Annotated in this window: 10 protein-coding genes, 2 pseudogenes and 1 riboswitch; of the genes and pseudogenes, 8 read left to right on the forward strand and 4 right to left on the reverse strand. The window is 71.9% G+C overall.

Translation table 11 applies throughout. The features are described from left to right. Window positions 1–328: 328 nt before the first annotated feature. Together BBK14_RS20060 and BBK14_RS20065 are read right to left on the reverse strand one after the other, a co-directional pair. Entirely contained in the window at window positions 329–1,279 is a 951-nt protein-coding gene (locus BBK14_RS20060; protein ID WP_071064783.1) for a C40 family peptidase, read from the reverse strand. 160 nt (window positions 1,280–1,439) lie between these two features. After that, a riboswitch (cyclic di-AMP (ydaO/yuaA leader) is annotated at window positions 1,440–1,616 on the reverse strand. A 747-nt stretch (window positions 1,617–2,363) separates the two neighbouring features. Beyond that, window positions 2,364–2,753, reverse strand: coding sequence for a hypothetical protein (locus tag BBK14_RS20065; protein WP_071064785.1), 390 nt, complete (start codon window positions 2,751–2,753; stop codon window positions 2,364–2,366). Window positions 2,754–4,207: 1,454 nt separating this feature from the next. Here BBK14_RS20065 and BBK14_RS20070 point away from each other — a divergent pair. Beyond that, window positions 4,208–5,980, forward strand: coding sequence for a DUF4139 domain-containing protein (locus tag BBK14_RS20070; RefSeq protein WP_071064787.1), 1,773 nt, complete (start codon window positions 4,208–4,210; stop codon window positions 5,978–5,980). A gap of 71 nt (window positions 5,981–6,051) precedes the next feature. On the opposite strand, the gene BBK14_RS20075 is transcribed toward BBK14_RS20070, so the two are convergent. Continuing rightward, complete coding sequence (locus tag BBK14_RS20075; protein ID WP_235014738.1) at window positions 6,052–6,432, reverse strand: hypothetical protein; 381 nt, start codon at window positions 6,430–6,432, stop codon at window positions 6,052–6,054. 157 nt (window positions 6,433–6,589) lie between these two features. On the opposite strand from BBK14_RS20075, the gene BBK14_RS20080 reads away from it, so the two are divergent. From BBK14_RS20080 to BBK14_RS20105, 7 genes and pseudogenes are all read left to right on the forward strand, one after another. Continuing rightward, window positions 6,590–7,366: a hemerythrin domain-containing protein gene (locus BBK14_RS20080; RefSeq protein ID WP_071064791.1), complete on the forward strand. Its 777-nt coding sequence runs from the start codon at window positions 6,590–6,592 to the stop codon at window positions 7,364–7,366. Between the two features lie 315 nt (window positions 7,367–7,681). Further along, a pseudogene (locus BBK14_RS20085) lies at window positions 7,682–8,782 on the forward strand (PP2C family protein-serine/threonine phosphatase); the annotation flags it as partial. Between the two features lie 241 nt (window positions 8,783–9,023). Continuing rightward, a pseudogene (locus BBK14_RS40365) lies at window positions 9,024–9,080 on the forward strand (CHASE3 domain-containing protein); the annotation flags it as partial. Between the two features lie 238 nt (window positions 9,081–9,318). Continuing rightward, window positions 9,319–10,089: a sensor histidine kinase gene (locus BBK14_RS40370; RefSeq protein ID WP_241831692.1), complete on the forward strand. Its 771-nt coding sequence runs from the start codon at window positions 9,319–9,321 to the stop codon at window positions 10,087–10,089. Then, window positions 10,086–10,526 carry a response regulator gene (locus BBK14_RS20095; protein ID WP_020463930.1) on the forward strand — a complete coding sequence of 147 codons (441 nt, stop codon included), beginning with the start codon at window positions 10,086–10,088 and terminating at the stop codon, window positions 10,524–10,526. The genes BBK14_RS40370 and BBK14_RS20095 overlap by 4 nt, the downstream gene beginning before the upstream one ends. Before the next feature lie 85 nt (window positions 10,527–10,611). Continuing rightward, window positions 10,612–11,334 carry a TIGR03085 family metal-binding protein gene (locus BBK14_RS20100; protein WP_071064795.1) on the forward strand — a complete coding sequence of 241 codons (723 nt, stop codon included), beginning with the start codon at window positions 10,612–10,614 and terminating at the stop codon, window positions 11,332–11,334. 123 nt (window positions 11,335–11,457) lie between these two features. Beyond that, window positions 11,458–11,937, forward strand: a complete 480-nt coding sequence (locus BBK14_RS20105; protein ID WP_020463928.1) for an NUDIX hydrolase — start codon at window positions 11,458–11,460, stop codon at window positions 11,935–11,937. Between the two features lie 71 nt (window positions 11,938–12,008). Here BBK14_RS20105 and BBK14_RS20110 read toward each other — a convergent pair whose 3' ends face one another. Further along, window positions 12,009–13,289, reverse strand: a complete 1,281-nt coding sequence (locus BBK14_RS20110; RefSeq protein ID WP_071064797.1) for a glycoside hydrolase family 26 protein — start codon at window positions 13,287–13,289, stop codon at window positions 12,009–12,011. Window positions 13,290–13,362 lie beyond the last annotated feature (73 nt).

Raw genomic sequence — 13,362 nt, forward strand, 5'->3', positions numbered from 1 at the left:
GGCGGAAGCATCACGGAAGGTGTCGAAATCTGCCCGCGGCAGAGCTACTCCGGACATTCCGCAGCACAGAAGTTCTGAGCAGACGTGACACCGGCGGCCCGGTACAGGGGACCTGGTGAACTCGGAAGACCCGCCGGGCCGAGGTTGATCCCGACAACCCCGACCCGGCGGCGGAGCCGCGCGCGACCGGAGGGGGAGATCGCGCTGCGGCTCGTTCCGGGGGACGGGGCGTCTGCGGTCGGGCAGCCCCGTCCGAGCGGTGCGTGGGCGTGGAACGATCGACGTCGAGAACAGACGGCCTTCTGGCTGGGCCGTGGGCCCGCCGTTCTCAGGCGACGCGGCCGACCGAGTACGAGGTCGTGTAGATCGTCTGAAGCTTGACGACGTCACCAGTGCGGGGCGCGACCCACATCTTGCCGTCGCCGGCGTAGATGCCGACGTGGTAGATGTTGCCGGGGCTCCCGAAGAAGATCAGGTCGCCGGGCGCCTTGTTGTACTGGGAGATCCGCGTGGTGGCGGCGTACTGCGCGTCGGTGGTGCGCGGCAGGTTCTTGCCGAGCTGCCGGTACACGTACTGCACCAGGCCGGAGCAGTCGAAGGAGCTGGGGCCCTCGGCGCCGTAGACGTACGGCTTGCCGGCGTGCAACGAGGCCAGGTAGACGGCCTTCTCGCCGATGGAGCTCGCCGGCAGGTTGACGCTGACGACCGGGGTGTTGACGTTCACGCCCGTACGGTCCGCGCTGCGGGAGGCCTGTGCGGGCGGCGGAGTCGGGCGGACGCGCAGCGTGGCGTCGTTCTCCGAGTGCGCCGACTGGAGGGCGTCAGTGCCGTCGAAGATCGCCGTGACGTTCGTGGTGGTGAGCACCTTCGCGGTGTACGACGCGAAGCCGCGGTCGTCCGTCGTCAGGTGCAGGAAGGTCGCCCACCCGGTCGGCAGCTTGACCTGGACCTTGATGAGCTGGTCCGGGATCGGGGCCTGGGTCTCCTCGTTGTAGAGCGAGAAGCCGATGTTGACGGGCTCGTCCGCGTTGACCGTGACCTCGGGGTTCGTCACGCGCAGGCCGACGTCGATCTTCGACGAGAGAGTCGGCGCGGAGATGTCCGTGGTGGCGTCGAGAACGGTGCCCGAACCGCCGCCGGTAGCGGTGGCGGCCTGGATGGCTCCGTCGACCGCCAGCCGGGACCCGATCTGGGTCGCGAGCGTCATCGGGGCGGTGTTCGTGCCGTCGTCCAGCGCGACGTCCGAGTTGACATCCTGGGCGCACCCGGCGAGCGCCACCCCGGAGACCGCTACGGTTCCGGTGGTGATGGCCGCGACGGTACGGGCCCTGGCTCTGGCTCGGCTGGACGCCGTGGGGACGGACGGCGCACGGTGGCGACCGCGCCCTTCCTGCCGGCGTCTCTCAGCATCAAGCTGCACACTTTGCGCAGACAACGTTGCGTTCCTTCCCGTACGCCTGCGAGGTGAGCTGTCGGGTTCGGGCTGGGCTGCCCGGTCCATAGCGCGACCTTCACGCGATGGACTTCACCCCTAGGCCAACGCCGTGTCGTGGCGCCAGCCGGTGGAGGTGGGTCCCCCGCTCCTGCCCGTGGTGACGACTCGGAGGGGACACCAGGACCGCGGGCAGGATTCGGCGTTCGGTCCGGTGTTGTCGTGACGTCGGAAGCGAGACTAGTCCACACGGATGGTGCGGGTAAACACTAGTCCCCCTCAACTACGTCGAGTGTGCAAAGAAGTGCCCCTTGCGGCGCCGCATCTGCCCAGGTCAGGAGGGGTGCTGAGCCTTCGGTCACGTTTTTGGACGCCCACACGAGGATCACGTCCCAACACGTTAGGTGACCAGAACTTCCTGGCTTGCGCGGGGTTTCCCGTACCGGCCGACCGGGCTGGGACTACCCGCGGAGCCCCTCACGGGCCCGGTTCGCTCCGTCCCCGGCCCGTCTCTTCCCGCCTCGATCCGGCGGCCGCGGACGACCGCGCGGCCCGATCCCCAGGACCCCTTCGCGGTGCTCCTGGGACGTGAACGGATCGACGCGCCGCCCGCGGGCAGGCACCCCTCGGAAGCTCCACCGGGACTGGCCGGCCAGGCCCGCGGAAGTTCGTCAACTACCGGATCGGGCCAGTCGTCCCGCTCGCCCTTTGGTATCCCGCTCGCCCTTTGGGGGCCGAACCCGGCCTGATCGCGCCCCGAAAGGGCGAGGCGGACACCAAACGGCGAGGTGGACGGGCCCATGGGCGGACACGCGAACCACCCGCCACCAGGCCGGGCCAGGGGCCAGGGGTCAGGGGCTGATCAGGGGCTGAGAGGAGGACCAGGGGCTGAGAGGAGGAGGAGCGTTCGACGCCCGGCGGGGACCGCCGCTCAGCGAGCCCGGCCGTTGCGCCGGGTCAGGAAGCCGGAGCTGTTGAGGACCTGGAGCTCGATCTCGAGCTGCTTCACCTCGGGTGGCAGCGAGCGGTGGCTGCCGTGCAGGGCCTCGACGGCCGCGCGGGCGTGCTCGGCCAGGTCGTCCAGGGCCTGCTGGCGCTGGCGCATCCGCGCCCGTTCCTCCTGGATGGTCCGGACCGTGTCCTCCTGCCACTGCCGTGTCCGGATGAGGTGCTCACCGGCGTCCGCGGCCTGGCGCTCGGCATCCTCGAGCCGGCTCAGCAGGGCGTCCAGGGCCTCGAGCCGGCTCGCCAGCTCGGCCATCAGGTCCTCGCGGTCGGGCAGTACGGAGATCTCGTGGTGCTGCGGGCGTGGGTGTGTCATGCCCGGCTCCGGCGGCTGGCAGCGGCACCGGGCCGGCCCGTGGGCGTCGCGGCGCGGTCCGGCAATGCGTGGGATGTGCGCCACCACGCCACTCGCGACCGTCGCCGAAGTTCCGACACGGTTGGTTACGTTAGTCGACGCATCGGGTTTCCGGCATGCGGTCGGCCGGATCCGGCCGTCGGCCAACAGACGGCGACGGAGACGGGTGTCGCGTATCGGGTGTCGACCAACGGATACCCCTGTCTGTGCGGGATCAACCCGACTTGCCGCGCGGGCAGACGACGTTCGGACTCGATACCCACAACACCCCGTACCGCCACGGGATGCGGCCAGAGGCGTCGGAAGCGGATTCGGCCGCTCCCGGCCGCGGGTCTCGCTGACGATGATGGTTACTGTGAGTAATATCTCTGGCTTCGGTGTCGGCTAGGTCGCGGGCTCCGGCACCCCGGCCGGGCGCGGCATACGCGGTATACGGAGCGCGGTTTCCGTTGATCGGATGGAACGGGCTGTCGGGCACTGCGGCCACCATCGGTGAGATCGTCGGACAATCGAATCAGGCGGCGCGAATCTGGYGCCTTCCCGATCTCCAGCCGGAACGGCTACGCGCAGCGCTGATCGGATCGATGCCTATCCGATCGGCTGATGGCCGCTTGGCGGGTCCTCCCTGCTGGGCTGATTCGGCGTGATCTCCTGCCTGTTCCTGGTGAGCCCTACCGCCGCGCCGGGAGACCGATCCGACGACCTGCGTCGGACGGCCAGAGACCAGAGCTGTGCGGCGTCGCAATGACCGGTCGCCGGCGCGGTTCCGCGGTCGTGAGCGGGTCGACGCGAAGTCAGGAAGCGGCCGCGGAGTCATACGGAGGGCGAGGTTCGTTCAGCAATCCTGGTGGTGCACTCGATGTTGTTCCAGGCCCGGTGGGGGCGTCGAACGGCCGGTCCCCTCCGGTGATCGGATCGACGTCCACCGGGCATTTCCGCGGCTGCGGGATATGACCTTCGGTCGGGCCGCTGCTTCCTCGGCCGGGTATGGGCCGAATGGCCTCCGGGCTCGCGGGCCTGAAGGCCTTCGCCTGCGAGCGGTCGAGCCGGCGCGGTGCCTGCCTCCGGTCTGACGGTGACGCAAGGTCATGGCCGCGGAGGGCTCGGCCGTCGCCTGGAGCTCGGCGCGCCCACCAAAAAACGATCTTCAGTGTGGCGTTCCACCCCGGTCGAGCGGGCGGCGTCGGCCACCGGGGCCACGGTCGCACGCGGGCCAGCCGCCCGGCGCCCGCCGCCGCGGGCCTGCCGTGGCGCCGCGGTCCTGGTGGACGGGGCCGGTGACGCACCTTTCGGGTCTCCCTGGACGGGCGGACCGTAACGGGCCCCGCGGCCGCCCGGCCCGAGCGGCATCGGGCGGCATCGGGATCAGCGGTGCCCCACGGGGATAGCACGGTCGCCGACCGTATGGTGTCCGGATGATGTCCACGGCGGACGGCACACCTGACCTTCCTGACGCACCGGCGGGCGCACCGACGGGCGCGCCGCCGTCGGTGCTTCTCGACGCGCCGATCAGCGCCGTGGTCGTCTATCCCACCGCCGCGCGCGTGACCCGCCGTGGCCGGTTCGATGTCGCGACGCTCGGCTCGCCGTCCGAGCGGGTCGAGGTGACTCTCAGCGGGTTGCCGCTCGAGCTCGACGAGGACTCGGTGCGGGTCAGCGGCACCGGCTCCGCGCGGGTGCTCGGGGTGCGGGTCGTCTCCCAGGCCCGGGCTACCCCCGACGCCGGTGCCCTCGCCGACCTGCGCGCCCGCCAGGCCGAGCTGCGCGCGCACCTGGCCGAGATCGGCGACGAGGACGAGACCGAGCGGGCCCGTCGCTCCTTCCTCGACGTGGCCGCCCGGGTGGGAGCCGGCGCCCTCGCGCGCGGCTGGGCGCGCGAAGGCACCGACCGCGAGGGCGACGGGCCCGGGGACGCGGCAGCCCGGCTGGTCACTGTCGGCGACGCGTTCGCGGCGCAGATGTCGGCCGTCCACGCGCGCCGGCGGGCGCTCGCCGAACGGCGGGAGGAGACGGAGCGGGAGCTGACCGTGCTCGGCCGGGTCATCGAGGCCCGCCACGCGCGGCCCGAGCCGGACACCCGCGCAATCGTCGTCGACCTCGAGCCGCCGACGGCCACCGAAGGCCCGGCGGGGAGCTCGGCTGAGGCGCCGGCCGGCGGCCCGGCGGAGGGCGCGCTGGTCGACGGGACAGCCTCGCTGGTGGACCTGGAGGTCTCCTACCTGGTCCGTTCCGCCTCCTGGAGATCCGGCTACGACGCACGGCTGGACGGCGAGCGGGTCACCCTGACCTGGTTCGCGATGATCAGCCAGCGCACCGGCGAGGACTGGCCCGTGACGGACCTGCGGCTGTCCACGGCCCGCCCGTCCAGCGGCGTCGACCTGCCCGAGCTGAGCCCGCAGTATGTGGACATCGCCCGCCCGCGGGTCCTTCCCCGCGGGCGGGCCAAGGCGCCCGGCGAAGGCAGGGGCGGTGGCGGCGACGGCATGACGACCTTCATGCCGGCGGCGATGGCGGCACCGGCATCGGCCCCGCCGCCGATGGCTGCCGCCGAGGCCACGCTGGAGTCGGCCGGCCCCGCGTCGACCTACCGCCCGCCGCGGCCGGTGGCGGTACCCGCGGACGGGGACCCGCACCGCACCACCGTGGCAGTGATCGAGCTCGACGCCGTTCTCGACCACGTCACCGTGCCCAGGCTCGCCGCCGAGGCGCTGTTGCGCGCCGCGGTCGTGAACACCTCGTCGCACACGTTGCCGCCAGGTAAGGCGTCGGTCTTCCACGGCCCGGAGTTCGTCGGCACCACGCGCCTCGAGCTCGTCCCGCCCGGCGGGGAGATGGAGCTTCGGCTCGGGGTGGACGACCGCATCAGGGTGGAACGCGAGCTGGTCAGCCGGGTCACCGGCCGGCGGGTGGTCGGCAACACCCGGCGGACGGACGTCGTCCACCGCACCACCGTCACCAACCACGCGCCGATGCGGGCCCGGGTGACCGTACGGGACCAGGTGCCGGTCTCCCGGCACGAGAACATCCAGGTCAGGGAGGTCGTGACCGCTCCCGCCGCCACCGAGCACACCGATCTGGGGCTGCTTACCTGGGAGCTGGAGCTCGAGCCGGGCTCGAGCCGCGAGATCACGCTGTCCTACCGGCTCGAGCACCCTCGCGGCGTGGAGATCACCGGCTGGGGCGACTGACCCGGCGCCGCCCGCGGGCTGTCACCAGGGGAGCTGTCACCAGGGACGAGGCCACCACGCGCGACGGGCGGTCACCGGGGGAGAGCGGTGGTGGAGGCGTCGAGCCCGCGCGTCCAGCCGCCCTCCTTGATCTGGCCGTTGTCGCCGATCACGGCCCAGTCGATCACCGCGGCGGCCGGGATGACGACGGGGCTGCCCATCCGGACGTGGAGCAGCGCGGGGTGGGCGCCGTCGTTGAGGCTCCGGCCGCGGATCGAGTGGAGATCCGGCCAGGACGACACGATGGCCCACAGCGCCTCCGCGCCGCCGGGGACGGGCATCTGATGACGCATGATCAGGTGGCCCAGGGGTGGTAGCTCCTGGCGGATCAGAAGACTGCGAGCGTGGCCGAGCCGCGAACGGGCGGCGATGATCGCCTCGCTCAGTGGGGTGGGGGCGACGCTGCCGAGCATGTGCTGAACAGTAGCCGAAACCCTCCGTACCGTAGGCATGGTCCTGTAAGGACTGGGAAAAATGTGTGATTCGGGTGGACGACAGCCGCTGGATGTGTAAGCGGAGTGATGCGGTCGGATACGCGTCGGCGTAGCTTGGTGGTACAGGAGGTCTGCCATGGCCGACACCAACAAGACGGACCACAGCGACCACAGCGATCACGACAGCCAGGACCACAACAACCAGGATCACGACAGTCAGGCTCGCTCCCTGGCCGGTCTGGTCCACGCGGCACACCGGGATGCCAGCGACCTGCTCGAACTCGCCGGCCGGGCCCAGGTGCTCCCCGCGGACCCTCGACAGACCCTGCACGCCAGTGACGTGGCGGTCGCGGCCTTCAGCGCCCACCTGAGCGTGATGGAAAGTGTCGTGTACCCGCGGGCGGCCCGGCTGGTTCCGCACGGGCGGGCACGGACGGCGGCCCTGCGCGGGCTGGCGCGCGAGGCGGCGTCGGTGATGCGTGGGATGGAGCAGTACGTCCAGGGGGATCTGAACCGCCCGGGCCGCGGCCTCGCCGAGCTCCGTGACGACCTGACCGACCTCGCCGCGGCCCATGCCCGTGCCGAGGACCAGCTGCTCGACGAGCTGGAGTCGGTCCTCTCCGACACCCGGCGGCGCCGGCTGCGCATCGACTTCGAGCGGGCCATGCGGCGGGCGCCCACCCGGCCCCATCCGCACCTCGGGCACGGGCCGAGCCGCTCGAGCCGGCTCGCGGCCCGCGTCGCCGGGCGCTGGGATCACCTGCTCGACACCATGGACGCCCGGGCGGTGGCGGGCCGGCCGATCCGCGCGCCGGCACCCGCCGGGCTGTGGGGCTGGTACCTGCTGGGCCGCCCGACCGCGGACCAGCCGCAGCGGGAGCCGAGCCGCCACGCCCGCACGACCGCCCCCTGACTGTTCGCCTCCCGGCTCTGTTCGCGTTCTGGCCGGGTGCGTCCCGACCGGGCGCCTTCTGGTCGGGCGCGTTCCCTGACCGATCCGCGCCGCCCGCCCGGATCGGGCCGTCCCGGTGTCACCAGATGGTGAGAACTACCTGACCCGCGAGCGTTCGAGCGCGCTCGCGTTGTGTGATTCGGCGTTCCATCGTTCGCACGGCCCTTTCGTCATGCCATGCTGCGAAGTCCGGGCGCGGCCCGACATGGGTCGGTTCTGCCTGATCCGACATCTGCACGTGACCTGTCGTTGACCTGTCGTCCCTGCCGAGGAGATGTGTCCGGAAGCGAGAGCCTTGTCGTGCGGCCGCCGGTAGCCGGCACGGAGAGCGCCGAAGGTGTGAGCTGGGCGGTCCTGCTGGTCGAGGACGACGACACCGATGCGTTCCTGGTGTCCGAGCTCCTTGACGAGGTGGCCGCCCCGCTCAGGCTCACCCGGGTGCGGACGGTCGCCGAGGCGATCCTCCACACCCAGAAGGCCGCGTGCGTCCTGCTGGACCTGGGGCTGCCGGACAGCGAGGGCCTGTCGGCCCTGCGCCGGCTGCTCGCCGTCGAGCGGGGCGCGCCGGTCGTCGTCCTCACCGGCCTGGTGGACGAGTACCGCGGAGCCGAGGCCGTCGCCGCGGGCGCGCAGGACTATCTGGTCAAGGGCCAGGTGGACGGGCGCGATCTGCTGCGCGCGGTGCGGTACGCCATCGAGCGGGAGCGGGCGGACACCGCGGCGCTCGCGCTGCGCGAGTCGGAGCTGCAGGCTGAGGAGAAGGCGCGCCTGGAGCGGGGCCTGCTCCCCAGGCCGCTGGTGGACGACCCGACGCTGGACCACCGGGCCCGGTACCGCCCCGGCCATCGGCAGGCCCTGCTCGGCGGCGACTTCTACGACATGGTGTCGACGTCGGACGGCACGGTGCACGTCCTGCTCGGCGACGTCTGCGGCCACGGGCCGGACGAGGCCGCGCTCGGGGTGAGCCTGCGCATCGCCTGGCGCACCCTGGTACTGGCCGGTGTTCCGGACGCCGACCGCCTGGGCTTCCTGTAACAGGTCCTGGTCAGCGAGCGGGAACGGGACGAGATCTTCGCGACGGTCTGCGCGCTGGCGATCGCGCCGGACCGGCGCAGCCTGCGGATGACCCTCGCGGGGCATCCGCCGCCCGCGCTGCTGTTCCCGCGGATCGCCGCGCTGCGCGGTGACGTGGTCGTGCCGGCACTGGGCATCCTCGACGAGGCGGTGAGTGACGAGGTGACCATCGAGCTCGGTGAGCGCTGGGCGCTGCTGCTCGCGACGGACGGCCTGCTCGACGACCTGATCGACCGCGTGGAGGAACGTAACGGCGGCCCGCTGACCGACGGCGTGGCGCTGCTGCTGCTCATCCGTGGGCAGGTGTCCCGTGAGCGACCAGCCCGCACCGGCGGTGCTGCGCAGGATGCGCGGCTGGCGGCTGCGCCGACGGCTCGCCGCGGTGTACATCGCGTTGTCCATGGTGCTGCTGCTGGCCGCCGGGATCGTCGCCTGGTCGCTGGTCCGGCTCGACGACGCCATCCATGTGCGCAGCGACGTCCTGGCGCCCGCGCAGACAGTCACGGTCCGGTTGACGTCCAGCCTGGTCGACCAGGAGACCGGCATGCGCGGGTATCTCCTGCAGGGCGACACCGCGTTCCTGACCCCGTACGAGACCGGGCGGCAGTCCGAGGTGAGGCTGAGCTCCGTCCTCGTCGGCCGGGTGGCCGGCCGCCCGACATCGTCACCCTGGCGCGGGACGTCGAATCGATGCGTCTGCAGCTCATCGGTGAGCCGAGGCCGCGCGCAGGGCGCGGCTGTCCACCGAGGCGCAGGCGGAGATCCTGCGCCGGTCCAACCGCGACCTGGAGCAGTTCGCCTACGTCGCCTCGCACGACCTGCAGGAGCCGTTGCGCAAGGTGGCGAGCTTCTGCCAGCTTCTGTCCCGGCGCTACGGCGACCAGCTCGACGAGCGCGGGACCCAGTACATCCACTTCGCCGTCGACGGCGCGAAGCGCATGCAGCAGCTCATCAACGACCTGCTCGCCTTCTCCAGGGTCGGCCGCACCACCGACAGCTTCGTCAACGTCCGCCTGAACGAGGTCTTCGAGGGGGTGCGCGGGACGCTGTCGCTCGCSCTGGAGAGCTCCGGTGGCAAGGTGACCGCCAGTGATCTCCCGACGGTGCCCGGCGACCCCGTTCTGCTGGCCCAGCTCCTGCAGAACCTGATCGGCAACGCGCTGAAGTTCCGCGGCGACGAGGCCCCGCGGGTGCGGATCGGGGCGATCGACCGCGACGTCGAGTGGGAGCTGTTCTGCGCGGACAACGGCATCGGCATCGAGCCGGAGTACGCCGAGAAGATCTTCGTGATCTTCCAGCGTCTGCACGCGCGGGACGTCTACGAGGGCACCGGCATCGGTCTGGCACTGTGCCGCAAGATCGTCGAGTTCCACGGCGGCCGGATCTGGCTCGACGGTACGGTGGAGTCCGGGACCACCTTCCGYTGGACGCTCCCGAAACGCCCGGCTGTGGTCCTGCCCGCCGACCTTGAGGCGGACGGGGCGCCGCCGGCCTCGGTCACCGGTCCTGTCCCGTCCTCCGGTCCCGGTCCCGGTCCGGCTACTGGTCCTGCCGTGGTTGCTGGTCCCGTCGTGGCCGCCGTCCCGCCGAAGTCAGGAGATCGTTCGTGACCGAGCCCGTTGTCCCGGTCGAGGTCCTGCTGGTCGAGGACGACCCCGGCGACGTCCTGATGACCCGCGAGGCGTTCGAGGACCACAAGCTCAAGAACAACCTCAACGTGGTCAGCGACGGTGTCGAGGCATTGGCCTACCTGCGTGGGGAGGGCCCGTACGCCGGCGCGCCGCGGCCCGACCTGATCCTGCTCGACCTGAACCTGCCCCGCCGGGACGGGCGGCAGGTGCTGGCCGAGGTCAAGGCGGACGAGCGGCTGCGGCGCATCCCCATCGTCGTGCTGACCACCTCGGAGGCGGAGGAGGACGTGCTGCGCAGCTACGACCTGCACGCCAACGCCTACATCACCAAGCCCGTGGACTTCGAGCGGTTCGTGGCGGTTGTGCGCCAGATCGACGACTTCTTCATCACCGTCGCCCGGCTGCCCGCGCAGTAGCCGAGTTAGCCGGGTGGGCGGCTCGTCCACGCGGCGGCGGCTCTGAAGCGCCGTTACCCCCGTATCCATGGCCTAGAGTCACGCCATGGCTGCTGGGCGGGCAAGGGCCCGACGGGAGAAACTGGCCGATCTCCTCCGCGAACTCGGGCCGGCGAGCCCCACACTGTGCGAGGGCTGGACGGCGCACGACCTCGCCGCGCACCTGGTCACCCGGGAGCGCGTGCCGTGGGCGGCACCCGGCCTGGTCGTCGGTGCGCTGCACGGTGTCACCGAACGCGCCGAGCGCGCGACGATGCGCTCGCACACCTTCCCCGAGCTGGTGGAGATGTTCCGGGCGGGCCCGCCGTGGTGGCATCCGACCCGGTTCGCCGTCGTCGACGACGCCGCCAACGCGATCGAGTTCTACGTCCACACCGAGGATCTGCTCCGGGCCGCGCCCGGGTTCGCCGCCGTAGGTGATTCCGGTGGTCTCGCCGGTGCTGTGGGCGGTTCCGGTGGTGCGGTGGGTGGCGTCGGGCTCGGGCTGAAGCCGGGTGACGACGTGATCGCCGACCGGGAGGCGCTCTGGGGCGCGCTCCGGCTGGTCGGCCTCGCCGGGTTCCGGCACAGCGAGGTCGGGGTGGTGGCCGAGCGCACCGACACCCCCGGGCGGCTGACCCTGCGGCGCCGCGAACCGGTGGTCGAGATCGTCGGACCCCCCGAGGAGCTCCTACTGTTCGCTTTCGGGCGGCGCGCCGCGGCCCGGGTCGAGCTGCGCGGCGACCCGGAGGCGATCACGGCGCTGGCCGGGGCGCCCGCCGGCCTCTGACGCCGGTCCCGTTCCCCGGGTGGCGGTGATCGCCGGGGCTGGCCGGTCTGGCGACGGGCCGAGGCCTGGCGACGACGTCCACATTCGCACCTCGGGTGCCGGCCGGACTGGCAGGCTAAGAGAATGCCCGTACTCCGCCGTGCCGCCCGGGTCATCCTGTTCGATCCCGCCGACGCCTTCCTGCTCATCCGGTCGCACGATCCGGATCTTCCCGACGGGCCCACCTGGTGGCATGTGCCAGGCGGTGGCCTCGATCCGGGGGAGGAGCCGGCGCAGGCCGGGGTGCGGGAGATCCGGGAGGAGGTCGGGGTGACCGTCGCCGACCTCGGGCCCTGCGTCGCCACCCGGACGGCCTATTTCACCTTCCTCGGCGTGGACTACCGGCAGGAGGAGTCCTTCTTTGTGGCGCGCCTGCCGAACCGGGTCGACGTGGACGACGCGGCGTGGAGCGACGTGGAGCGCCGGGCCACTCTCGGCTGGCGTTGGTGGACCCTCCCGGAACTGGGATCCACCCCCGACACGGTCTACCCGCCCGCCCTGGCCCCCTTCCTCACCTCCTGGCTCACCGCCGGCCCTCCCGAGACCCCCTACTCCCTCACCTGAGCGCCGGCCGAAACAGGTGTGGCGGTTCAGAAAGTCCATGGACTTTCTGAACCGCCACACCTGCGGGATGGCTACCAGAGGGACGCGTAGGTGCCCGCGCTGTTCGGGTTCTCGTTGGGGGAGACCAGCGAGGAGTGGACGTTCCCGGCCCTCGAGTCGTTGAAGTACGTCTCGTAGGCCAGGACGTCGGCGTTGGCCCGGAAGGTGTCGTACATCTTCTGGATGTACACGGGGTTGTCACCGCCGGCCTGCCCGGCCCGGCCCGCCTCGGTGTCGGACTTCGCGACGAGGCCCCACTCGGGCACGGAGAACTGCTTGCCGTGCTGGCGGGCGAAGCGGATCGCCGAGCACAGGCCCACCGCCTGGTTGCACTGCTCGTCGAACTTCGCCGGGGTGGTGCTGGCGGGCCACTGGTCGTAGGAGTCGATCCCGATGATGTCGACGTACTCGTCACCCGGGTAGGCGGCCCACGGGCTGGTGCTGTGGGCGTTCATCGCCCAGTCGATGCGGGCCTGCGGGTCGGTCGACCGGATCGCACTGACGACCTGGCGGAAGCAGTTCACGTAGGCGGTGGGATTGCCGCGCACCGACCACTCGAACCAGTTGCCGTTGAACTCCCAGGCGAGCCGGACGATGGACGCCGGCCGGCCCTTGGCGACCAGCCACCGGCCGAACTCGGCCCACTGGCTGTTGTAGGCGCCGGAACCACAGGCCGCGATGCTGCCCTGGCCGGTCGGGAAGAACGGCTGCGAGATGACCCAGGTGCCGGGGAAGGTCGAGAACTTCTCCGGGCTGCCGCCGACCCACGGATGCGTGATCGTCTCCCAGCTGCCGCGGTCGGTGAAGGTCAGGACGACGTTCACCGGTGAGCCGCGCAGGCCCTCCCAGTTGCGGACCGTGGTCATCGAGTTCGCGTAGACGCCGCTCATCCCGCCGGGGACCCGGCCGCCGCCACCGCCGGCCGGGGCCGCCGGCGCGGCCGGCGGGACGGCGGCGGCCTGCGGCGCGCGTGCGGGCGGTGACGTCGGCGGTGCCTGGGTGGTGGCGACCGGAACCGGCGACGGGCTCAGGCTCGCCGCCGCCGAGGGCGTTGCCGTGCTGGTTGGTCTGTGGCCGGGCGGGGCACCCGTCCGGGTACCGCGCAGGCCCTTGGTGTCGATGGCCGAGGCCTCGACCACGGCTGAGCCGGTGCCGTCGTGGTCTGGGGCGAGCGTCCAGCCGACGGCCATGGCGACGAGGGCCATGACGCCGAGCGACGCGATCCACGCGGGGTTGCGGGTGGGACGGCGCCGCTTGTGCGCGCCGGTCCGTGTGTTCGGGGGGTTGGGCTCACCCTCCGCACGATGTCTCACCGCGGATATCCCTCCGTGCCTGGCATCTGGCGTGCCGGGCGGTGTCGTTGTGGACCCCCCGATCCCCACCCGC

Source organism: Parafrankia soli, assembly GCF_001854695.1.
Taxonomy (GTDB): Bacteria; Actinomycetota; Actinomycetes; order Frankiales; family Frankiaceae; genus Parafrankia; species Parafrankia soli.